This window comes from Streptomyces fragilis (assembly GCF_003112515.1).
Taxonomy (GTDB): Bacteria; Actinomycetota; Actinomycetes; order Streptomycetales; family Streptomycetaceae; genus Streptomyces; species Streptomyces fragilis.
On the sequence record NZ_BEVZ01000001.1, the window covers coordinates 199,464 to 221,022 of the forward strand.

The following is a 21,559-nucleotide window of genomic DNA, read 5'->3' on the forward strand; positions in this document are numbered from 1 at the left end:
CTCTACAGAGCTACGAATCAGGTGCTGTCGCGAGATCGCAGCTCTTCCTTTCGCCGGCGGGCGTAGCCGTCGAGGTCTCGCTTGATGGCCATGACCTCCTCCACGCGGATACGAATCGGCCCACAGTGCAGGGCGTCGCACGAGCGGGGGAAGCTGCCGTCGATGAGCGAGATACCGCTGAGCACGACACCCGCCACCTCATCGACCGCTGTGCACAGGACCGGGTGGAACGAGCAGTCCTCGTAGATGTCACCCACCTGGATGCCGTTCGGGTTGTAGGAATCTGTCGTCTCACTCATCACGTCAACGTGTCACGAACCCCGTGGCGGGAGCTACCGAGTGCACACAGCACCGTTCGGACTCGTGCCACATCCGTGCCAGATCGAGCGGGGAGCCACGGGGAACGAGGGGCGTTGGCGGGTCCTGGATCGTTGCTCAGTTCCCGCAGCATCCGTGCAGGTCAGGTACAGCACCGCCCTCCCGCTCTCCTAAAGCGGTGCTTCACATCTGGCGGGTGAGACCATCGGTGGATGGCAGAAGCACAGCTCCCCCCTGGATGGTCTCTCCAGCAGATCCGTGACGTATCCGGGGACAAAGAGGCTGTCGCCCTGGATCCAAACCGGGCGGTGAAGTGGGTGGCCCACCCCGGAGCCGCTGACGAGGTCCTGCACCCTGAGATCGTTCTCGGGTTCCACAGCCTGTGCCTTGTGAAGCCTGTTGACGATGACGACTGGTACATGGGCAGCCTGTACGACGACGGCAGCGTCGACTGTTGGGCAGCCTACGTCGATCTGTACGAGGCTCTGCGCGGTCTGTAGGCGGCCCAGACTGAAGGATCCGACATCTACGCTCCATCTGTATGAGGAAGCCGCCTACTTCGCACCTTGTCCCGGTGCGAACCCCCGATGCCGAAACGCGGCAGTGCACGTGGGGCACCTGGCATGCTCGGAGTATGGCCACCCGGAAGATCACCGTCACTGTGCCGGAAGAACTGGTGGAGTCGATCAAGGAGCGGGTCGAGGCCCGCGGAGTGTCCGCCTACATCGCGGCCGCCGCTGCCCACCAGGATGAGATGGACCGCTTGCGCGAGCTCGCCGAGCGCCTGGAGGAGGAGCACGGTCCCGTTACGGACGACGAGTACCAGGCCGCGCTGGACCGCATCTCCGCCGTCGACGCCTGGCACGACGAGCGGCAGTCGCAGTCGGACCAGGCCGCGTGAGCCGCGTCCGCAGGCCAGCCCCACGTCGCCCGCCGCAGCGGCTTTTCGTCTTCGACCGCGAAGCCCTGTCCAAGGCCGTCCACGGGAACCGGGAAGTCACCGCCCTGATCAAGGCAGCCCCGCAGTTGGACATTCCGGTCATCACCCCGGCGCTCACCACCCTGGAGGCATGGGACCCGCGCGAGGGCGCCCAGCAGTCCCTGTGGAACTGGACGCTGTCCCGCATCCGCGTCGTCCACACAGACGACGAAGTGATCGCGACAGCCCGCAAGATGCTGAAGACCGCCGGCGTGCACGGGCACAAGTACGCCGTCGACGCCGTCCTCGCAGCCATCGCCGCCCGAGAGACCGCATCAGGGATCCAGGTGACCGTCTTCACCTCCGACACCGACGACATGACCCGACTTCTCGCCGACCACCCGGTTCGCATCGAGAAGGTCTGACACTCCCAAGCGCCTACGCCGCCGTCCATCGGCACGCATCCAGCACACATGAGGGCGCGAAGCGGCACGAACTCACGAGAACCACCCAGCACGCTTTCCGCGAGTCAGTAGCCTGTTTCCTCGCGTTTACGCGGGTCCCCGGCGACTACGACGCTTCCTGCGCTCACGGTTGTCGGTGCGGGGAGCGCCAGAAAGCTTGGCGGCCATGTGACCCAGCACTACATCGCGGCGCTCGACCTCAACCGCCTGTGCTGCGTGACCGGCTTGTTGACGCGCTCGGTCTCGTCCTGCACGAGCAGGGACAGCAGGGAGGCCACCGGGAGGCCCGCTTCCGCCGGGTGACGCAGCACCTTGTCCGGCTCGATGCGGTAGGTGTTCGTGCGCCCGTCGCGGGTGTGGGAGAGGTAACCGTCATGTTCAAGATCCGAAATGATCCGCTGGACCGCGCGCTCGGTGAGTCGGCAGTGGGCGGCGATGTCACGGATCCGGACGTTCGGGTTATCGGCGATCACTGCAAGTACACGCGCGTGATTGGTGATGAACGTCCATCCGGTGTGGGATTCGGGCACTCCAGCCATGCTCCGCATTTTAGAGGCTCATCGTTGCCGGAACACAGATACGTGACATACTTTTCCGGTAATCGATGCCCTGCTCCTGCGAAGGAGTGGCACAGGAGGAGGAGTCCGATGGCGCCCCTGGACGAGGCCATGTCGCTGACGCTCACGAGCGACGCCGGTGGGACGCCGACGCCGAGACAGCCCGTCGATGCCGCACCGGCGCGGGTCTCGGTGCATCAGTACGAATGGCGTGGCGCCTGGGTCGTCACCGCACACGGCCCCTTCGACACGTCCACGGTCGGACCCTTGGCGGACGCGCTGAAGGCCGGCGTCGAACGGCACCCGAAGGTGGTGCTGGACGCCTTCGGCATCACCTTCGCGGACTCGACGCTTCTGAACCTGCTGATCCTCACCCACCAGGCGGGCACCCTGCGCGTGGTCGCGCCGTCACAGCAGGTTCGGCGGCTCTGTGAGATAACCGGCGTCGACACCCTCCTGGAGATACGACGGACGGTGGACGAGGCCGTCGATTCCTGATGCGCCCCGCACCGGACCACGTCACCGGACGCACTTCGCGCCCCTCGTCCGGGCGGCGGTCCCGTCGGCGGCCGAGCCGCGCCACCGCATGCCCGTGAGGCCGCGCCGCCCCCGCACCGGGGAGGCGCGGGCCCCGTCGTAGCGAAACCGTGACAACCACCTCCGACCTGGGCTCCAGCACCTGCGGCGGCACCGTATGCACCGTGCGTATACATGGTGCGTATACACCGTGTGTAGAGTCCTCGGCATGTCCATCGGTCACACCCTTCTGGGACTCCTGGAGTCCGGGCCGCGCCACGGCTACGACCTCAAGCGCGCCTTCGACGAGCAGTTCGGTCACGACCGGCCGCTGCACTACGGCCAGGTCTACTCGACGATGTCCCGCCTGCTGAAGAACGGCCTCGTCGTCGTCGACGGCATCGAGGCCGGCGACGGTCCCGAGCGCAAGCGGTACGCGATCACCGACGCCGGGATCACCGACGTCCAGCAGTGGCTCGCCACGCCGGAGAAGCCGGAGCCGTACCTCCAGTCGACGCTGTACACCAAGGTCGTCCTCGCGCTGCTCACCCGTCGCGACGCCGCCGACGTCCTCGACACCCAGCGGTCGGAGCACCTGCGCAGCATGCGCGTCCTCACCGAACGCAAGCGCAGGGGTGACCTCGCCGACCAGCTGATCTGCGACCACGCCCTGTTCCACCTGGAGGCCGACCTGCGCTGGCTGGAGCTCACCGCGGCGCGCCTCGACAAGCTCCGTGAGGCGGTGACCCGATGACTCCTCCCGCAGGTTCGCTGCTCTCGGCCGAGCAGCTCCGCAAGGCGTACGGCCCGACCCTCGCCCTCGACGGCGCGGAGTTCTCGATCCACCCGGGCGAGGTCGTCGCCGTGATGGGGCCCTCCGGGTCGGGCAAGTCGACGCTGCTGCACTGCCTCGCCGGGATCGTCACGCCCGACTCGGGGACGATCATGTACGGCGGACGGGAGCTGTCCGCCATGAGCGACGCCGAACGCAGTGCGCTCCGGCGCTCCGACTTCGGTTTCGTGTTCCAGTTCGGGCAGCTGGTGCCGGAGCTGACGTGCGTCGAGAACGTCGCCCTGCCGCTGCGGCTGAACGGCACCTCCCGCAAGGAGGCCGAACGCGCCGCGCTGACGTGGATGGAGCGGCTGGAGGTCGACGACCTGAGGAAGAAGCGGCCCGGTGAGGTCTCCGGCGGCCAGGGGCAGCGGGTCGCGGTGGCACGGTCGCTGGTGACGAAGCCGCGCGTGCTCTTCGCCGACGAGCCGACCGGCGCCCTGGACTCCCTCAACGGCGAGCGCGTGATGGAACTCCTCACGGACGCCGCCCGCTCCACCGACGCCGCCGTCGTGCTGGTCACGCACGAGGCACGGGTGGCCGCCTACTCCGACCGCGAGGTCGTGGTGCGCGACGGCAGGTCCAGGAACATGGAGCGCGCCGTATGAGCCTGTCCACGGGAGAACGGCCGCGGGCCCTGCCGACGGGTCCCGTCCCGGACGGCGGACGGAGCCGGACGCGGCGCGTGGCCGCGGACCTGGCCATGGGCGTCCGCTTCGCCTTCACCGGCGGGCGCGAGGGGTGGACGCGGGCGGTGCTGACGGCGGTCGGCGTCGGGCTCGGCGTGGCGCTGCTCCTGCTGACGACGGCGTTGCCCAACGCGCTCGAGGTCCGCCACGAGCGGGAGACCGCCCGGACCGACATCACCTATGTCGACGAGCGGCTGCCGAAGGCCGACGACACCCTCGTGGTCGCCAACGTCGGTTCGGACTTCCGGGACGACAGCATCCGGGGCCGGGCGCTGGAACCCGAAGGGCCGCGGGCGCCGCTGCCTCCGGGGGTGGAGCGGTTCCCGGCGAAGGGCGAGATGGTGGTCTCCCCCGCGCTGAAGGAGCTGCTGGCGTCGGACTCCGGCGCGCTGCTGCGCGAGCGGCTGCCGGACCGGATCGTCGGCACGATCGGGGAGAGCGGGCTGATCGGCTCGGGCGAACTCGCCTTCTACCAGGGCGCCGAGGGGCTCGCGCCGCACATCGAAGGCGGCCGGATCGTCCGCATCGACGGATACGGCGACCCGAACCCGACCTCCGAGCGGTCCGACCCGGTGCTGCTCCTGCTGATCCTGGTCATCTTCGTGGTGCTGCTGATGCCGGTCGTGGTCTTCATCGCCGCTGCGGTGCGGTTCGGCGGGGAGCGGCGGGACCGGCGGCTGGCGGCGTTGCGGCTGGTGGGCTCCGACAGCGGCATGACCCGGCGGATCGCCGCCGGTGAGGCGCTGGCGGGCGCGCTGCTGGGGCTGGTCTTCGGCGCCGGGTTCTTCATGGCCGGGCGTCAGCTCGCGGGGACCGCCGTTGTGTTCGACATCAGCGTGTTCCCGAGCTACCTCAACCCCTCGCCGCTGCTCGCCCTGCTGGTCGCGGTGGCCGTGCCGACGGCGGCGGTGCTGGTGACGCTGCTGGCGCTGCGCGGGGTCGTCATCGAGCCGCTCGGTGTGGTGCGCGCGGGCCGGCCGCCCCGGCGCCGGCTGTGGTGGCGGCTGCTGCTGCCGCTCGCGGGGCTGGCCATGCTCTACCCGATGATCGGCGCCGGACGGGACAACGGGGACTTCAACCAGTACCTGGTGACCGGCGGTGTGGTGCTGGTCCTGGTCGGCGTGACCGCGCTGCTGCCGTGGGTCGTGGAGACGGTCGTCGCCCGGCTCGGTGCCGGCGGCGTCGCCTGGCAGCTGGCCGTGCGCCGGCTGCAGATGAGCAGCGGTACGGCGGCCCGCATGGTCAACGGCATCGCGGTGGCCGTGGCCGGGGCGATCGCGCTGCAGATGCTGTTCGCGGGCGCGGAGGGCGACTACACGAGGTCCACCGGGCAGGACGTGACGTGGGCGCAGATGGAGGTGACCCTGCCGAGCGCCGTGCCGGTGTCCTCGGCGGCGGCCGGGAAGCTGCGGGACACCAGAGGTGTGAACGAGGTGTACGACTACTCCGAGGGCCACCTCGGCGACCGTGCCCTGGACCCCGAGGCCACCACCACGTTGACGGTGGGCGGCTGTGCCGCGCTGCGGGAGATCGCCGATCTGCCCTCGTGCGCCGACGGGGACGTGTTCGCCGTCCACGGCGCCGAGTGGGACACGGGGGTCGACATGGCGAAGCTGGCCGCCCCGGGACGGAAGCTGTACCTGGACCCGTCGTACGAGGGCAGCCCGAAGAGCCTGGAGATCCCCTGGACGGTGCCGCGGGACGTGAAGGCGGCGAAGCCGCGTCGCGGTCTGCTGGCCGGGATCGACCGGGGCGGCGTCCTGCTCACGCCGAAGGCCGCGCCGGACACGCTCGCGCCGGCCCTGGAGGGGCACGCCTACCTCAGGCTGGACGAGTCGGTACCGGACGTCCACGACCGGGTGCGGAACACCGTGGCGGCCGTCGATCCGCTGGCGAGCACCGTGACGTGGACGGAGACGGAGCGCACCGGACGGTTCGACGCCGTCCGCACCGGTCTGTTCGTCGGGGCGGCGTGCGTACTGGCGCTGATCGGCGCGAGCCTGCTGGTCTCGCAGCTGGAGCAGCTGCGGGAGCGGAAGAAGCTGCTGTCGGCCCTGGTGGCCTTCGGCACCCGGCGCCGCACGCTGAGCCTGTCGGTGCTGTGGCAGACCGCGATCCCCGTCGCCCTGGGCCTGCTGCTGGCCTCGGTCGTGGGTCTGACGCTGGGCGCGGTGCTCCTGAAGATGACGGCCACCCCGGTCCGCGTCGACTGGACCGGTGTCCTCGCCATGGCCGGTATCGGCGCCGCGGTCGTCCTGGTGGTGACCCTCCTCAGCCTGCCACCGCTGCTGCGGCTGATGCGGCCGGAGGGGCTGCGCACGGAGTAGCCCGGAGCGGCGGCCCCTCGGGGGCGGGCCGGCCCGGTCGAGTGGACCGCGCCGGCCCGCCCCGTCCGTCCGCCCCGTCCGCTCGCCCCGGAGCCGGCCCGGTCCGCGCCCGCTGACCCGGCTGGTGCTGGACGTGCTCTCCCCCCTACCGCCCAGTCGGAAAGGGCTGCCGGCCGCAGACGTGCAAGCTCCACGCCCCGCTGGCAGACTGCCGCGAATGACGCAGCCTGCCGGTCCGCCCTTGACCCCACGGCCGATGCCTCCGCTCCGCGGCGACGAGTCGATCGCCGGCGTCCCGGACAGAACCGTCGTCGACTTCTGGCGGTTCGCCATGCCGGATCTCCGGATGAACAACACACGCGGCCTGTTCGCCGAGTTCCTGGTCCACCAGGCGGTCGGCTCCGGCGCACCCCGGGTGGAGTGGGCGAGCCACGACGTCGAGACCGACGACGGGCTGCGCATCGAAGTCAAGGCCGGCGCCTACCTTCAGGCCTGGGAGCAGCGGGCACCTTCGCAGATCCGCTTCAGCGGGCTCCGCGCTCGTGCGTGGTCACCTGACGGCGGTTACGCGGAGGCGAAGTCGTGCAATGCCGACGTCTACGTCTTCGCGGTCCAGACCGCCCGTGAGCACGCTGCCTACGATCCGCTCGACACGGCTCAATGGGATTTCTACGTACTCCCCCGATCGGTGGTCGCCTCCCTGGACGCGGACAGCGTCAGTCTGGGCACGGTGCGCGAGGCGGCAGGCGCACCGGTGTCCTTCGCTTCCCTGCACGAACGCATCCGGTCAGCCGATCCCCGCCCCGGCACGACAAGGTGATCGGTTTCTGCGTGCGGCGCACGGAAGATTGACAATTCCTTCACACGCGAATTCACGCTTTCACCACAAGGCAATCAACACGCTCACCGCCCCCGCGAAAATTGGGCGCACCACCGACACGAACGCCGTTCCCGGTGCCGCGCGACGGCCCGAACGGCCGCACCGTCGCCCGTTAATGTCCCGACATGGCGGACAAAGAGGCATGGGCGGCGCATGGCACAACTCACTCGGCATTGTCGAGCGAGCCGAGCCCGGGAAATTCGCCGGAAGTTGCCTGGAATGCGGAACGGTGATTCCATCGCGCCGGTCGGAGAAACCGGGGAATGCCTCAGTTTCGGCGAAGACATGAAATCGAGAACGGCGGCCGCCCTTTCCGCACGGGTGGTGCGGCCGATCGGAGGAAGCGACGTGGGTTGCTCGCACGCCACAGGGTGTCCCCTGTTCCCGCTGCTCAGGGAGAGCCTGCGGGGCTGGCGCGACTACTACTGCGACAGCAACGACCAGTGGCGCGGCTGCGCGCGCTACAAGATGTCGCTGACCGGCGAGCGCGTGCCGATCAGCCTGCTGCCCAACGGGGCCCAGGCGCGGCACTTCGAGGACGCCGGTGACGCGGGCGGGACCTGCGCACCCGCCTCGGGGCAGGCGCCCCCGCAGGCCGTACGACGCGAGCCGTGGTCACCGCAGGACGCGTACGGGGAACCGCAGGGCGCGTATCCGTACCGGGAACCGCAGGGCGCGTACGGGACACAGCCGCCGTCGGGCCGGCCGCCCGCACCGTCCGGGCTTCGGGTCGCGGCTCCGGAGAGCGTGACGCCGTGGGCGACGGAGACTCCGTCGGTGCCGCTCACGCTCGGCCGGCCGTCACCGTCTCCGCACACCGCCCGGCATCACGCCCCGCCCGCGCAGCAGGCGCCGCGCGCGTCCCGCCCGAAGCGCGGCCTGTGGGCCCGCTTGACCGATTGGATGAGCCGACCCGCATGACCACCTACTGGCCCTGGTGGGCGGGCGCCGTCGGGCTCGCCCTGGTCACCGTCTACCACGCCCTCGCCACCGACAGGTCCTTCGGCGTGTCCTCCGCGTGGGACCGCGTGGTGCACTGGCGGCGCGAACGCCGCCTCGAGCGGATGGACGAGGAGTTCGCCGACGACCGGGCTCTCGCCGAGGCACTCGCCGCGGCCACCGCGGAGCACTTCGGCCCCGGCCCGTCCCCTGTGCGGCAGCACCCGTACGGACAGCCGGGAACGCTCCGGGTGGACGTCGAACCGCCGGCGGGTGACCGTCCCGCGGCCACGAGCGGGCGACCGGCGCCGCTGTTCACCCAGGCCGCCCTGCTGATATCGGTCTTCGTGGGCGGGCTGATCGCCGCGGTCACCTCGGGGCGGTTCGAACTGCGCCTCGACATGGGCCCGGGGTTCCGGAGCCTGGTGACCGCCGATCCGGTCTGGATGACCGTCCTGCTGTTCGCGGGAGGCGTGCTGGTCGGTTTCGGCACGCGGCTGGCGGGCGGGTGCAGTTCCGGCCACGGGCTCAACGGGTGCGGCCGTCTGCGGCCGGTGAGCATCCTGGCGACCGCCGTGTTCTTCGGCACCGCCGTCGCGGTGTCGTTCCTCCTGTGGAAGGTGATCTGATGCGTACCCGGGGCGCGATACTGCTGGCCACCGTCGTCACCGGTCTGGCCCTCGGCTTCACCGTCGCCAACATCGGCTTCGGCGACTACGCCGAGCTGAACCGCATGTTCACCTTCCAGGACCTGCGGATGTTCCTCTCCTTCGCCGGCGCCGTGGTGATCATCGTGTGCGCCTTCGCCGTGTTGCGGGTCCGCCGCACGCCGGAGCGGATCCACGGGGGCGTGGTCCCGGGCGCGGTGCTGTTCGGCACGGGATGGGCGATCTCGGGCGGGTGCCCCGCGATTCCGATCGTCCAGGTCGCCGGCGGATACCTGCCCGCCCTGGTCACCATCGCCGGCATCGTCGTCGGCGTCCGGCTGTGCCGCTGGGCGAACGCCCGGTACTTCCACGTCGACCGGGGCTCCTGCGCGCTGTGACCGCTGCACGGTCAGCGGTCCGCGAGGTACGGTGCCCGCGCGGTCGTACGGGGTTCCGGGCAGGCGGAGAGGGTGGCGGGCACATGGGTGCGGTGGAGAGCTGGTCCCGGGTGATGGATCTGCTGAGGCAGCACGCCCCGGCCACTTACGCGGATCTGCCCGGGCCGGCCACGGAGGAGATGCTCGCGGCGGCCGAGGAGCGGATGGGAATTGCGCTGCATCCGGACCTGCGGGCGTGGCTGCTGCAGAACAATCTGGACCTTCCCGAGGAAGACGTGGACGACGACGTGGCGTGCTGCGGTTTCGAGGGCTTCCCGGACGAGGGGATCTTCTTCCTGGGTCTGCGGGCCATCGAGAAGCTGTACGCGATGCGCAGCGTGCCCGGTGGGGTCGATCCTCAGGACGATCCGGACGATCCGTTCTGGCGCAACGAGTGGATCCCGTTCCTGTCGGACCAGGACGGCTGGACGGGGAAGTTCGTCGACGTGCGGGACGGCCGGGTCGGCAGGTGGTTCATCGGTACGGCCACGAATGCGGAGGAGTACGCCTCCTTGGCCGACTACTTCGACACCGTGGCGGCGATGCTGACGAGGATCGCCGAGGGCAACCATCCGAACTGCACGGTGACCGAAGGACGGCTCGTCTGGCGGTGAACCGAAAGTGCCCCCCGGAGCATCCGGGAGGCACTTCTCAGTCCTTGGTCATGGGGTCGGCGCGGTGAACCCGGCCAGGTCGAGCCAGTAGTCGTCGTCCTCCATCAGGCGCTGTTCCTTGATGAAGGTGCCGAACGGACGCATCGACTGGGTGTTCTGCCAGTTCGACATCGAGGACCGGCCGCAGGGCTCATTCCACGTCGGCGCCGGGGCATCGGGACGCAGGTGGAGCGTCATGGTGTCGTCGGCGTTGCGCTTGAGGTAGGTCTGCACGCACTCCTTGCCGCTGTACACGACGGGGTTGGGGCCCTTGGGATTTCCGGCGCTCTGGAAGGCGTTGGCGAAGACGAACTCGTCGCAGCTCTTCAGGTCGGTGATCGGCTTCCCCGAGTCCAGGCTCCACATGTCGCTGAACAGACCGGTGTCCTTGTAGGCCTTCCACTGCCTGCCGCAGATGAACTGCCGGTTCTGGTCCACCTGGGTCTTGTCGGAGCCGTCGAGCGCCATCTTGTCGCCCAGGTAGGTGAGGGGCTTGCCGCCGTTGCGCTTGCCCCAGGTGATCTTGGTCTTGCGCCACATCATGTCGATGTGCGCGGCGGCCCCGGGGTACTTCGCGGAGTTCATGACGTAGGTCGGCTTGTAGCCGGAGAACACGCAGCCCGTTCCGGCGTTGGTGATCTCGCTGTCGCAGCGGATGTCCAGCTTGGACTTCTCGATCTCGAGGGGGAGCCTCGCCGGGGTGCCGTTGGCCGTCCCGGCGAAGTACAGGTACGGGGTGACCGTGCCCTTGGTGGCTCCGGCCGGTGCCCACTTGAACCGCGTGGTGATGGTCCGTTCCAGGAAGTCGAACTTGTTGAAGGTCTTCGATCCGTCCCAGTCGACGCTGGTGACGTCGCAGTACCCGCGGCACCTGAACTGGAAGTCCGGGTTGGCCGTGGTCACCACACCGGTCATCGTCTGCAGCTCGAGCGTGGTGACCACGGACCACTCGTCACTCGCCGCGTCGAGGTAAATGGTGCTGTAGTAGTCGAACGTCGCGGTCCCGTCCGGCACCTCGTCCTTGAGGTGCGTCAGGGTCGCCTCGCCGTGGAGGCAGCCGCTGGTGCGTGTGCGTACCGCGGAGTCCGAGATGGTCGAGCAGGCCACGGTGGCACCGGCCATGGTCATCGGAGCCGTCGCGGTACCGCCGGCCGTGCTGCTGGCGGCGCCCGCGAAGAGCGAGCCGGTGATGTCCTCGGGGGGCTCGACGGGCGCCGGTTCCGGTGCCGTCGGGTTGGCGGTCATGCTGCCGGTCAGCGCCTGGCCGTTGTAGGTGCCGGGCACGAAGGCCAGGGCGTCGAAGGCGATGTCGGCCGAACCGTTGCCGCCGTTGAAGTTGTCGAGCCGCACTTCCGGGATCTGGTCGCCGAAGTCGTAGGCGCCCAGGTCGACCCACTTGTTGGACTGGTTGGCCGTCTGGGAGACGGCCGCCTCCTCCTCGCCGTCGGCGGTCTGTATCCGGTAGACGGCGTTGGAGGTCTGCGCCCCGTGGTCGGGTATGTGCGCGAAGACCTTCGCCTGGCGGGAGGTGTTGGTCAGCGGGGCCCTGAGCTTCCAGGTGCCGGTGACCTTCAGCCGGTCCGCCTGGTCCGCGCGGGGTTCCGGGGAGCGGGTGTGCGTGAACCAGAAGTGGTTGCCGTAGCCGGCGCCTATCTGGTGGGTGTCGATCTTCCCCGGGTACGTGGTGACCGTGGTCGGGTTGTCCGTCCCGTCGTCGGTGAGGTCCATGGTGGTGTCCCACGGGACGTACGTGAACGAGAACGTGCCGCTGGACTTCACCGCCCCGCATCCGCGCCTGCTGTCGACGCCGGCGGGTGTGGTGCCGTCGGGCAGGTCGTCGACCACCAGGGCGTTGGTGGGAAGGGCGCCGGTGGAGCAGTTCGGGGGGTAGGAGCCGGCGTCGGCCTGCTCCCCGTAGGACGTGCCGAAGCGGTGCACGCCGTTTCCGCACTCGGCGAGCTTCTCGCAGTCCTTCCAGTCCGCCTTGGTCACCTCGTCGTGCCACCAGCAGTGCAGCCAGTGCGGGTTGGAGTCGCTGTCGCCCGCGTCCGCGGTGCAGGCGCCGAGGCCCGGGTCGTTGGAGTCGTTGTCACCGATCTTCGACGGGTCGCAGTAGTTCGACGCGTCGCAGAACAGGTCGGTCGGCGGCTTGGCGTCGGCACGGTCCTGGTTGGTGGTCCACCACGCGGCCCGGTACCCGGCCTGGAAGTCGCCGGGGGCGAACATGGCGGAGATCGGGCGGGCCGCCCAGCCGATCACCTTCTCCTCGTACGGCCAGTCCTGCGGGTGCGCGGCGTGGCTGTAGTCGTCCCCGGCGATGTTGGACGCGCTCTGCAGGAACGGCACCCGGTTGGCCTTCCACAGCGGGTTGGCCGGGTTGTTGGTCCAGCCGACGCCCCAGTGGCCCGCGGAGTCGGTGCTGTCGTAGAAGCCGGAGTTGTACGCCCACAGGGCGAAGAACCAGTTCTCGATCCACTTCGGGTGGCCGCCGTTGATCTTCATCCCGGCGTTGTAGGTCTGGTTCCACTTCTCGGACAGGATCCGCACGCCGGCGGCGATGTTCGCCGTGTAGTCCAGGGCGACGGCCTCCTGCGCGAGCGGGGACAGCGCGGTCTCGCCCGGCTTGGTCTTCCCCGCGAGACGCATGCCGTCGGTGGCCTGGGTGATGCCGTAGCCGCAGTCGGCGTCGGCCCAGTTGATCTGCCAGGGGTCGAGCTGCTCGCCGTCGGCGGCGTAGTCCACGCCGTAGTAGTTGCCGACCAGGGAGTTGGCGGTGACACCGGGCACGGCGAAGCGGGTGGCCTGCCACATGTTGGACTCCTGCGCGGTGATGCCCAGCATCACCTGCGCGGGGATGTGCCACTTGTCCGTGACGTCGGGGTCCTCGTTGTCGAGGGTGCCGTTCGGGTCACCGGCGAGCACGGTCGGCGGGAAGAGGCCCTGGGGCTGGTAGCCGCCGGTTCCGGTGTTCTTCCAGTTGCCCTCGCGGTAGAAGTCCAGCTCGCCGACCACGGCCTGGTCCACGGCCCACTCGACCTGGCGCGGGGTGGGCTGGAACGCCTGCTTCTGCGCGTCGTTGCGGGCGACCGCGCAGTAGCGTTCCCCGGCGCCCTCGCTCGGGTTGTCGGCCTGCGCGGTGAGGGCCCGGGTGCCGACGGTCTGCGGGGACGGACCGTCTCCGCCCCGCTCGCCGGTGTCAGGGCCGGACTCGACCGGGCCGCCGGTGGGCAGGGCGGGGGACAGGGCGCGCCCCTGGGCCGCGTCGCCCACGCGGTGGGCGCCGGGACGCAGGTCGAGGGTCACGGACCTGCCGGACTCCAGCACGCGCAGGACGGTGCGCGCGGGCCGGGGCTTGGCGGCGTCCTCCGGGTTGACCAGGGTGGTCTTCCCGTCGGACCAGGTGGTGGTCAGGGCCGTCCGGGCGTGGCTGGAGATCGCCGCGCCCTTGGGGAGCTCGCCGGGGTTGTGCACCCGCGCGGGCAGCTTCCCGGACGTCGCCTCACCGGTGACGAACACCTCGCCGCGTGCCGAGCGGGTCAGGTCCCAGGCCTCGAGCTCGCCGGAGGCGACGGTGACGGGCGCGGCGGTCCGGCCCTTGCGGATCGTGGCGCGGTCGAGGTGCTTGGCCCAGCTGGTCGGCGTCGCGGACGCCTTCTTGTCCAGCTCGCGGTCGATGAAGGTGACGCCTCCGTCGGCGTCGGCGGTGATCTGGAAGGGCACCGTCGTGGTGGCCGCCAGGGTCTTCTCGCTCGTGCCGTCGATGCGGACCAGCCTGTTGCCGTGCGCGGCGACGACGCCGGCGTCCGTGGGGACGGCGGAGGTGACCTGACCGGGCAGCGTGACCGGCTGGGACTTCTCGCCGGTGGCCGCGTCGACGGTGATCAGGCGGGTCTGCTGCTTCTTGTCGCCGTCGTGGGTGAGCTGGGTGAACACCGCCCTGTCGCCCTGGCCGCAGCCGGGCGAGAAGTAGGCGAGCGACGACTGGAAGGGCAGCTTGGTGACCTCGCCCGACCGGAGGTCGACCACAGCGGTGAACGCGCCGCGGACCATCAGTTCGGGCTTGTTGGTGAACATGCGCGGCGCGTAGGAGACGGCCGCGTACTTCCCGGACTCGGTGACGCAGTGGTTGCCGATCCAGGTGTCCGAGGCGAAACCGTCCTCGAACAGGCTGGCCACGGTGCGCAGTTGGTAGCCGTCCTTCTCCTTGCCGGCAAGGAGGTGGAAGCCGGTGCCGTCGCCGGTGGCGGTGACGGCGGTGTCGGCGGAGTCCTCGTAGTCCCCGCCGAGCAGGCCGGGGCGGTCCTCGGCGGGGATCGCGGAGGGCTCGAGGGAGAGCTTCTTCCGCTCCTGTCCGGTGTCGCTCCAGCCCTGTGCCGCGCCCTTGGGCGGCTCGGGTTCGCCGGCCTGCGCGGGCAGGCTCATGGGTATAGCCAGCACGGTGGCCACCGCGAGGGTGACCGGCACGCGCAGGCGGGTCAGTCTGCGTCTCAACGTCGTTCCTTCTTCTTCCGGTTACCTGACAGCCTTGGCGGCTGCAAGGACCTCGCTCATGCGCTTCTTGACGGCGGTGAGCCGGCCCTTGTTCTCCTCGATCAGCCGCTTCTGGACCTTCGACTCCTGCGCGAACCACACCTCGACCAGGCGGGTCCGCTCCTTGCAGTCGATGTCGTCCAGCGCGAGCTCGATCGCGTCCTGGGTGGTGCCGTCGCCCTTGGCGTAGGCCTGGTCCATGGCCCGGTACGGGTCGGCGGCGGACCGTCCCCGCTTCTTCATGCAGGCCGACCAGTCCTTGAGGGCCTTCTCGACCGGCTTGTCCGACCGGGACTCGGAGTGGCTCGTCGCGGCGAGCAGTTGGACCTGGCCCGCGTCCTCCTCGTTCATCCCGAGCCGGCGCTTCGACGCTCCCTCGCAGCCGCCCTCACGCAGCTTCCTGCCGCGGTACTCGGCGCGGGCGGGCCCGGTGTTCGAGCCGCTGATGTACGCGCCGTCGCCCTCGGCGCCCTTCGGCGGGCTCAGGTCGGGCTTCGTGTGTCCGGTGAGCACCTCCACCTCGATGCCCGAGAGCCCTTCCTCGACGGAGTCGAGGCTGTGCGTCTGCTCCTTCGGCACCCCGTAGCCGTACTTCTCGGCCTGGGCGCGGTCGGTGATGCCGTAGCGGCGCTCGATGCCGAGGGCGTTGCTGTACGGCGGCGGGTTGGCGCCGGGGCGCGGCAGGTCGACGGTGAGCCCGTACTCGGCCATGCACCGGGTCTGGAGGGTGCGCAGCGCGGTGTCGACGGTGACCTGGTCCGCGTACGAGGGCAGGTAGGCCTCGAGCGGCAGTTCCATGCCCTTGACCAGTCCGGAGGCGGGGGTCTCCGCGGGCCAGTGGCTGCGGTCGACCGGGGCGTCGTGCTGCGCCGGGCCGGGGGCCGGTCCGGACGACGAGCATGCGCCGAGCACAATTGCCGCGAGCATGACAGTTGCGACGGTGGTCGTGTGTCTGAGGACCTGCACGGGTTTCCTTGTCTACGAAGGTGCCGAGGGGAGGAGGTCGTCGTCCGGCCGGCCCGCGGGTGTCATCGGCGCAGGGCCTCGACGGGCTGGATGCGGCTGGCGCGCCAGGCGGGGTAGAGGCCGGCGGCCAGTCCGGTGGCCAGGCCGATGACGGGGGCAGAGGCCGCGACCTCGGGGTGGATGACGGGAGTCCAGTCACGGGCCAGGGCGACGCCGACGACGGTGAGGATGCCCAGGGAGGTCCCCACGAGGCCCCCGAGCGCGCCGAGGGCCCCGGATTCGGTGAGGAACTGGGCGGTGATGTGCCGTCCGCGGGCGCCCAGCGCACGGCGCAGGCCGATCTCGCCGGTGCGTTCCAGAACGGCGACCAGGGTGGTGTTGGCGATGCCGACGGTCCCGATGAACAGGCAGATCGCCGCCAGCAGGAGGAACAGCTGGTCCAGGTCGCCGCCGACCTCGGTGCGCAGCGCCCTGGGGTCCGGCGGCGGGACGGCCCTGAACCATTCGGGGTGCGCGGGATCCAGGGCGAGCGGTGCTTCGGCGGCGACCTGCGCCGCCGCCCCCAGGTCGGTGGCGACGAGCATCTTCGCCGTCCCCCTGGGCGCGCCCCAGACCTCCTCCGCGGTGGAGCGGGGGACGACGACGGACAGCAGCAGGTCGGCGCGGCGCTCGACGTCCTCGACGATGCCGACGACGGTGAACGCCTCGTCGCCGATGAAGACGGCGGGCTGGGTCTCCAGGGTGGTGATGCCGAGGCGGGTGGCGACGCCGGCGCCGATCACGGCGACCCGCTGCCCGGTGCGGTCGTGCCAGGTGTCGTAGACGCGTCCCTCCGCGAGGGTGGGCCGTGCGGCCCGCAGCACGCCCGAGCCGGCTGCCACGACCTGGATCCGGCTTCCGCCGCGGGCGGCGCCCACGGGCGCGGAGTGCACCTGCTGGCCGGGGTCCAGGTCGACGGGCCAGTAGGCGCCGGCGTGGCGGACGCCGTTGAGCCGCTCGACGCGCCGGTCGGCGTCGGCGGGGAAGCCCACGGCGGCGTCCGAGCCCTGCTCGTGGGAGACGTCCTCGACGGTCACCTCGGTCGCGGTCAGCGCGTTGAAGCGGTCGTCGATCTGCGAGGAGGCGGTGGCGGTCAGCCCCAGCACGGCCACGAAGGCGCCCACGCCGAGCACGGTGCCCAGCGAGGTGAGCACGGAGCGGCCGGGCCGCTGGAGCACCCCGGCCAGGGCCTCGGCGAGCAGGTCGCGCACCGACAGGCGGTTCCGCGGCATCCGGTCGGTCGCTGCCGCCCGGCGCCGCGCGGGACGGCGCACCGGCAGGCGCGGGCGGAGACGTCGTGTCACCGTGACCTCCGCCCGGCTTCGGTGAGGGCGCCGTCCTGGATGGTCAGCGTGCGCCGGCCGCGGGCGGCGACGGTGGGGTCGTGGGTGATGACGAGGACCGTCATCCCCTTGGCGTGCACCGCCTCCAGGAGCTCCAGGACGGAGTGGGCGGTGGCGGAGTCCAGGTTGCCGGTGGGCTCGTCGCACAGCAGCAGGGACGGCTCCCCCACCAGCGCCCGTGCGATGGCCACGCGCTGGCGCTCGCCGCCGGACAGGGCGGTGGGAAGGGCGTCGATCCGGTGCCCGAGCCCCACCTGCTCCAGGGCGTGACGGGCCCGGGCGGCCCGGTCCTTGCGCGGTGTCCCGTTGTGGATCAGGGCCAGGGTCACGTTCTCGACGGCGCTGCGGTGCGGCAGCAGGTGGAACGACTGGAAGACGAACCCGATGCGCCGGCCGCGCAGCGTGGTGCGGTCGGCGTCCTTGAGCGCGCCGGTGTCGACCCCGTCGAGCAGGTAGCTGCCGCAGGTCGGGGCGTCGAGCAGGCCCACGATGTTCAGGAAGGTCGATTTGCCGGCCCCGGAGGGGCCGACCACGGCCACGAACTCGCCCCGCTCGACCCGCAGGTCGCAGGGCGCGAGCGCCTGGACCGGCGGCGGCCCGGGGTAGGTCAGCCCGGCCTGCCGGAGCTCGATGACGGGGGCCGTCACAGGTCCGCTCCCGCACCGGCCCGCGGGCCCGCGCGCACGCCGACCAGCACCCGCTCGCCCTCGGACAGGGCGCCCTGCCGCAGGGGGCGCACCTCGACGTAGCCGTCGCCGGTCGTCCCGGTGACCACCGGGACGCGGTGCCGCACGTCGTCCTGCACCACGGTCACCGTGGTCCTCCCGTCGGCCCCGGCCGAGATCGCCGACAGCGGGACGACCAGCGCCTCGCCGTTGGTGGACGCGGCCCTCACGGTCAGCCGCACGTCCTGTCCGGCCAGGTCGGCCGGGAGCGCCTTGTCCGGCTTCACCACCATCAGGTAGCCCGAGGCGCCGTCGGTCTTGGCCCCGTTCCCGCCGTCGGCGTCCGGCGCGCCGGCCTCCTGTGCGCGTCCGGGGGTGTCGGCCACGCCGGTGACCTTCCCCGACGCGCTCCGCCCCGTCACCTCGGAGAGGATCTCCACCTTCTGCCCCGGGCGCACGAGGCCCTTCTCGTGCTGCTGGAGCAGGCCGTCGACGACCAGCGCCCCCGCCGACAGCGACATGACGTTTCCTTCGACACGGCCGCCGACCCGGGAGTGGACCTCGTCCACCCGGGCCGGGAACCGCGACAGGAAGACCACCTCCGACGCGGGCAGCGTCGGGCCCGCGGCCGCCCGCACCCGGGTCAGCTCCTCGCGCGCCGTGGCCAGGTCCTCCCGCGCACGCTGGGCCTGCCGCCCGAGCGCGGACGTGTCCGGTGCCCCCGTCGCCGTGCCGTCGTCACCGTCCGGCGTTCCGTCGTCGTCACCGGCCGCGGTGCCGTCCGTGGAGGGCCGTCGGGCCGCCGACAGGCCGCTCTCCGCGTCCTCGACGGCCCGCCTGGCCCGGGTGACGGCGGCCTCGGCGCTTTCCACGCTCTGCTCGCCGTCCGGCTGCGCGGGCAGGGGCGCGTAGCCGATGCCCGAGTAGAACGCGGTCAGCGCCGCCTTCGTCCGTTCGCCGAAGCGGCCCTCCCGGTCCCCGGCCGTGCTGTACCCGACGTCGCCCAGCGCCCGCTGCAGCTGAGCCACGTCGTCGCCCTCGGCTCCCGGCTTCAGGTCCCGGAACATCGGCAGGTCGCCCCGCAGCGCGAACACCGGCCGCCCGGACACCTCCACCAGCAGCTGCCCGGCCCGGAGCCGCTGGCCCGCGCCGACCGGCAGCTTCGTCACCACCGGCGCCCCGCCCTCGGGCGCGCCGGACGTCGGGGCGACGTCCACCGTCTGCGCCGCGGTGACCGTGCCGCGGACCGTGACGGAGTCCTCGAGCACCCGTCGCTCCACGGGCGCGGTGAGCACCGACGGCGGTGGCGGCAGGGAGTCGGCGGCGGCCTGCGCGGGTGACTTGATCATCTGCCCCGCGGCCAGGCCCACGCCGGACACCAGGACCGCACCGGTCGCGATTCCCGCCGCCCAGCGACGCCGGCGGGTCAGCCCCGAGCCACCCTCGTGGTGCTCGCCGGCAGAGGTGGAGCCATCGGACATGGCCGTTCCTTTCCGGGTGACGCGGGGCGTCTCAGCCCCGCAGCATCTTCTCCGCGGCCTTGATGGCGACTTCGTTCTTCTTCCTGCTCTCCTCGAGAGCCAGCTGGTGCTTCTCGATCTGGTCGCGCTGGATGCCGGAGTCGACGCGGAACCAGACCGGCACCAGATCGACCGACTTCTTGCAGTCGATGTCGGCGACCGCGATGGTGACCGCCTTGTCGCTGTCGATGCCGGTGTCGTTGGTCAGGTCGATGGCCTCGAAGGGAATGGCGACCTCGTACCCCTTGCCTTTCATGCAACGGGACCAGGCGCCGATCGCACGCTGCACCTGTGGCGATTCCTGCGACTGGGCGAGGCTCTCGTAATTGAGTCTGCTCACCAGCGAGAAATCGAGCCCTTCGACCCCGACCTTCCGTTTCGCCCACCCGGTGCAGCCGCCCTCGGGAATGTCCTTCCCCTGGAACGACCGGGGTGCGGGAGATTCCTTCTTGCCGGTGCGTACGCTTCCACTGAGAACCATTCCGGCGGCCTCGGTGAGTTCCGGGGAGGACGAACCGGTCTGCGGCCCGTTCTCGGGAATTCCGTATCCGTACCGCTCGGCGACGACGCGGTCGGTGATGCCGTAGCGGCGTTCCATGTTGGCGTCGTTGGCGTTGGGCGGCGGAGTGGCGCCGGCCGGAGGCGGGCGGAAGTCGAACCCGAACCCCGCCATGCACTCGGTCTGCAGGTCCCGCACCGCCTGGTCGAGGACCACGCGCTGCTCGTAGGTCTGCATGTACCGCTCCAGCGGCAGGGTGAGCCCCTTCGCGAGACCGCGCTCGGGAGTGGCCTCGGGCCACTTCGACCGGTCGACGTTCTCCAGGCTCCGTGCCGCCGACGACGCCGCGTCGTCCGCCGTCCCCTCCTCGGGGCCGCACCCCGCCATGACCGTGCCGGCCAGCACGGTCATGGCGATCAGCGCGAGGCGCCGGTCACGCGAAGTGCTGCGACGCATTGTTGTTCTTGAGGGTGGAGTTGAGGTTCACGGACTTGCCGCCCGCGCAGTTGACGCTGCCGTAGGTGTGGTCGAAGTACTGCGAAGACCCCTGGTAGCCCGAGTTGTAGTAGACGCGGTAGCCGTCGTACGGCGCGCAGTTCTCGACCATCGCGGCGTTGTTCTTCACGGCGACACCGGTACCGGACGCGGTGTTGCCGACGTTGTTCTTGCCGAAGACGAAGTCGTAGCGGACGGCGATCGCCCCGTTGGGGGAGACCGTCTCACCGGCGTAGTCGTAGACGTTCCCGTAGAAGTGGGCCAGCCCGGAGTAGTAGCCGTCGTTCTCCTTGGAGTTGTAGTAGAGGAACAGCCGTCCGCTGTACCCGATCGCACAACTGCGGTAGTCGCAGTTGTTGTTCACCTTGTACGTGGTGACGGCGCTGGCCGTCTGCACCGGGCCGAGCACGGCGAGAGCGGCGCCCACGGCGGTGGCGAGGGAGGCACCGGCGTACCTGCCAAGAGTCTTCATTCCAGCCCCTTCAGGAAAAGAGAATTCTCCCGGGAACGGAACACGTCAATACGCAGAATGAGACCGGCTGTGAATATGAATACCCCGCGCAATCGGGCCCCCCGGAAGCCTTGATCATTCAAGCAGGGGGCCGGAGCACGAAGCGGACAATCGGCATTTCTGTCCGTCACCGAATAGTCACCGTTCGATCACGCGGAGATCTCACAAGAAACTTGCGGAACACCGAGGGTTCATCCCAGGGTTTTCCCTGCAATTCCGCTTTTGTTCGGTGTTTTCTTGTTGAAGGCTACTTCTCGGCACTCGACGGACGCGACGGACATAGGAGGCGTGCCGGTCGCCGCGGCCGGACGTTGCACCGGCCGCCGCGAGGTGCACACGATGGAGGTGTGGCTCACCAGGACACCAGAGGCACAAGGAGGCATCGTCATGTTGGAGGTCAAGACCCCCAGTAAGCCGGACGAGCACCGGGACTTCCCGCACGGTCACCTCGAAGCGGTCCACCTTTCCGAGCTGGACTGCGCGGTGGCCACCTTCGAGCCCGGCTGGCGCTGGTCGCAGGACCTCGCGCCGATAGCCGGGACCGACAGCTGCCAGGTCCACCACAACGGGCTGGTGGCACAGGGACGGATGCACATCCGCATGGACGACGGCACCGAGACGGAGGTCGGCCCCGGGGAGGTGTTCGTGTGCTCCCCCGGCCACGACGCGTGGACCGTCGGCGACGAACCCTGCACGGTGTACGACTTCGCGGGCCAGATGGCGAACAGCTACGCGAAGTCCTAGGCGCCCCGGGCGCCGTCCGCGGGCACCGGGCCACCGGTGCCCGCGGCGCTCCGCGTACGCGGCGCCCTC

General features: G+C 70.6%; 22 protein-coding genes. 13 read left to right on the forward strand and 9 right to left on the reverse strand.

Annotation, left to right across the window (positions count from 1 at the left end):
* Positions 1 to 17 precede the first annotated feature (17 nt).
* Positions 18 to 299, reverse strand: coding sequence for a hypothetical protein (locus Sfr03f_RS00850; protein WP_108951927.1), 282 nt, complete (start codon positions 297 to 299; stop codon positions 18 to 20).
* Between the two features lie 231 nt (positions 300 to 530).
* On the opposite strand from Sfr03f_RS00850, the gene Sfr03f_RS00855 reads away from it, so the two are divergent.
* The 3 genes from Sfr03f_RS00855 to Sfr03f_RS00865 all read left to right on the forward strand — a co-directional run bounded on the left by Sfr03f_RS00855 (position 531) and on the right by Sfr03f_RS00865 (position 1,662).
* Positions 531 to 818 (forward strand): hypothetical protein, encoded by a 288-nt coding sequence (locus tag Sfr03f_RS00855; RefSeq protein WP_245967321.1) that lies wholly within the window; start codon positions 531 to 533, stop codon positions 816 to 818.
* A 134-nt stretch (positions 819 to 952) separates the two neighbouring features.
* Complete coding sequence (locus tag Sfr03f_RS00860; protein WP_108951705.1) at positions 953 to 1,219, forward strand: hypothetical protein; 267 nt, start codon at positions 953 to 955, stop codon at positions 1,217 to 1,219.
* Complete coding sequence (locus Sfr03f_RS00865) at positions 1,216 to 1,662, forward strand: hypothetical protein (RefSeq protein WP_108951706.1); 447 nt, start codon at positions 1,216 to 1,218, stop codon at positions 1,660 to 1,662. Before Sfr03f_RS00860 ends, Sfr03f_RS00865 begins: the two co-directional genes overlap by 4 nt.
* Before the next feature lie 218 nt (positions 1,663 to 1,880).
* Here the strand turns inward: Sfr03f_RS00865 and Sfr03f_RS00870 are convergent, their stop codons facing one another.
* Entirely contained in the window at positions 1,881 to 2,240 is a 360-nt protein-coding gene (locus Sfr03f_RS00870; protein ID WP_170145006.1) for a helix-turn-helix transcriptional regulator, read from the reverse strand.
* Between the two features lie 108 nt (positions 2,241 to 2,348).
* On the opposite strand from Sfr03f_RS00870, the gene Sfr03f_RS00875 reads away from it, so the two are divergent.
* From Sfr03f_RS00875 to Sfr03f_RS00915, 9 genes are all read left to right on the forward strand, one after another.
* Positions 2,349 to 2,756 carry an STAS domain-containing protein gene (locus tag Sfr03f_RS00875; protein ID WP_108951708.1) on the forward strand — a complete coding sequence of 136 codons (408 nt, stop codon included), beginning with the start codon at positions 2,349 to 2,351 and terminating at the stop codon, positions 2,754 to 2,756.
* A 247-nt stretch (positions 2,757 to 3,003) separates the two neighbouring features.
* Positions 3,004 to 3,528: a PadR family transcriptional regulator gene (locus tag Sfr03f_RS00880; protein WP_108951709.1), complete on the forward strand. Its 525-nt coding sequence runs from the start codon at positions 3,004 to 3,006 to the stop codon at positions 3,526 to 3,528.
* Positions 3,525 to 4,214, forward strand: coding sequence for an ABC transporter ATP-binding protein (locus Sfr03f_RS00885; RefSeq protein ID WP_108951710.1), 690 nt, complete (start codon positions 3,525 to 3,527; stop codon positions 4,212 to 4,214). Before Sfr03f_RS00880 ends, Sfr03f_RS00885 begins: the two co-directional genes overlap by 4 nt.
* Positions 4,215 to 4,309: 95 nt before the next feature.
* Positions 4,310 to 6,622, forward strand: coding sequence for an ABC transporter permease (locus tag Sfr03f_RS00890; protein WP_159105517.1), 2,313 nt, complete (start codon positions 4,310 to 4,312; stop codon positions 6,620 to 6,622).
* Between the two features lie 256 nt (positions 6,623 to 6,878).
* Positions 6,879 to 7,442, forward strand: coding sequence for a hypothetical protein (locus Sfr03f_RS00895; RefSeq protein WP_108951712.1), 564 nt, complete (start codon positions 6,879 to 6,881; stop codon positions 7,440 to 7,442).
* Positions 7,443 to 7,850: 408 nt separating this feature from the next.
* Positions 7,851 to 8,423 carry a hypothetical protein gene (locus Sfr03f_RS00900; RefSeq protein WP_108951713.1) on the forward strand — a complete coding sequence of 191 codons (573 nt, stop codon included), beginning with the start codon at positions 7,851 to 7,853 and terminating at the stop codon, positions 8,421 to 8,423.
* Complete coding sequence (locus Sfr03f_RS00905) at positions 8,420 to 9,070, forward strand: YeeE/YedE family protein (RefSeq protein WP_108951714.1); 651 nt, start codon at positions 8,420 to 8,422, stop codon at positions 9,068 to 9,070. Before Sfr03f_RS00900 ends, Sfr03f_RS00905 begins: the two co-directional genes overlap by 4 nt.
* A complete protein-coding gene (locus tag Sfr03f_RS00910; RefSeq protein ID WP_108951715.1) occupies positions 9,070 to 9,486 on the forward strand; it encodes a YeeE/YedE thiosulfate transporter family protein in 417 nt (138 codons plus the stop codon). Before Sfr03f_RS00905 ends, Sfr03f_RS00910 begins: the two co-directional genes overlap by 1 nt.
* An 83-nt stretch (positions 9,487 to 9,569) precedes the next feature.
* Complete coding sequence (locus Sfr03f_RS00915; protein WP_108951716.1) at positions 9,570 to 10,139, forward strand: SMI1/KNR4 family protein; 570 nt, start codon at positions 9,570 to 9,572, stop codon at positions 10,137 to 10,139.
* 48 nt (positions 10,140 to 10,187) lie between these two features.
* Here the strand turns inward: Sfr03f_RS00915 and Sfr03f_RS00920 are convergent, their stop codons facing one another.
* From Sfr03f_RS00920 to Sfr03f_RS00950, 7 genes are all read right to left on the reverse strand, one after another.
* Positions 10,188 to 14,600, reverse strand: coding sequence for a carbohydrate-binding protein (locus Sfr03f_RS00920; protein ID WP_108951929.1), 4,413 nt, complete (start codon positions 14,598 to 14,600; stop codon positions 10,188 to 10,190).
* A 90-nt stretch (positions 14,601 to 14,690) separates the two neighbouring features.
* Entirely contained in the window at positions 14,691 to 15,674 is a 984-nt protein-coding gene (locus tag Sfr03f_RS00925; RefSeq protein WP_245967323.1) for a hypothetical protein, read from the reverse strand.
* A gap of 62 nt (positions 15,675 to 15,736) precedes the next feature.
* Positions 15,737 to 16,945: an ABC transporter permease gene (locus Sfr03f_RS00930; protein ID WP_108951930.1), complete on the reverse strand. Its 1,209-nt coding sequence runs from the start codon at positions 16,943 to 16,945 to the stop codon at positions 15,737 to 15,739.
* A 68-nt stretch (positions 16,946 to 17,013) separates the two neighbouring features.
* The gene (locus Sfr03f_RS00935; protein ID WP_108951718.1) at positions 17,014 to 17,703 is read right to left on the reverse strand and encodes an ABC transporter ATP-binding protein; all 690 of its coding nucleotides are present in this window, start codon (positions 17,701 to 17,703) and stop codon (positions 17,014 to 17,016) included.
* A complete protein-coding gene (locus Sfr03f_RS00940) occupies positions 17,700 to 19,202 on the reverse strand; it encodes a peptidoglycan-binding protein (protein ID WP_108951719.1) in 1,503 nt (500 codons plus the stop codon). Before Sfr03f_RS00940 ends, Sfr03f_RS00935 begins: the two co-directional genes overlap by 4 nt.
* A gap of 31 nt (positions 19,203 to 19,233) precedes the next feature.
* Entirely contained in the window at positions 19,234 to 20,196 is a 963-nt protein-coding gene (locus Sfr03f_RS00945) for a hypothetical protein (RefSeq protein ID WP_108951720.1), read from the reverse strand.
* The gene (locus Sfr03f_RS00950; protein WP_245967324.1) at positions 20,174 to 20,707 is read right to left on the reverse strand and encodes a hypothetical protein; all 534 of its coding nucleotides are present in this window, start codon (positions 20,705 to 20,707) and stop codon (positions 20,174 to 20,176) included. Before Sfr03f_RS00950 ends, Sfr03f_RS00945 begins: the two co-directional genes overlap by 23 nt.
* A gap of 426 nt (positions 20,708 to 21,133) precedes the next feature.
* Here Sfr03f_RS00950 and Sfr03f_RS00955 point away from each other — a divergent pair, with 426 nt between their 5' ends.
* Positions 21,134 to 21,490, forward strand: a complete 357-nt coding sequence (locus Sfr03f_RS00955) for a cupin domain-containing protein (protein WP_108951721.1) — start codon at positions 21,134 to 21,136, stop codon at positions 21,488 to 21,490.
* Positions 21,491 to 21,559: the final 69 nt, after the last annotated feature.